We start from the raw sequence: 318 nt of genomic DNA on the forward strand, positions 1-318 counted from the left end.
CGGAAGCGCTTGGCCGCATTCTCGATTGCGTGCTGGGTCGTCGATGATCCCGGTTCCGAGTGGCGTGAAGGTCTAGCTGGCGACAGGCCATACCGATATGCGCAAAGGCTTCCCCGGCCTGTCGTTGATGGTGCAGGAGGCGCTGAAGCGCGACCCGATGTGCGGTCACCTGTTCGTATTCCGCGGCCGCGGTGCACAACTACCGACATTCTGCATACGTTTCCCGTTATTCGACGATTGCCTATCCTTGGCACCCGCTGTTCGGGAAGAAAGTGCAGGTCTCACCGTTCAGGCGTGGCAAAAGTTTAATCTGCATCT

At 58.5% G+C, this 318-nt stretch carries 1 protein-coding gene; it reads left to right on the forward strand.

Going from position 1 to position 318, the window contains the following annotated elements:
- Window positions 1–97 precede the first annotated feature (97 nt).
- Window positions 98–318, forward strand: a 221-nt coding sequence (gene tnpB / locus C5L12_RS27975; RefSeq protein ID WP_245423078.1) for a transposase, incomplete at its 3' end; no start/stop codon positions are given.

Origin of the sequence: Neorhizobium huautlense (assembly GCF_002968575.1) — a bacterium.
Classification (GTDB): Bacteria; Pseudomonadota; Alphaproteobacteria; order Rhizobiales; family Rhizobiaceae; genus Neorhizobium; species Neorhizobium huautlense.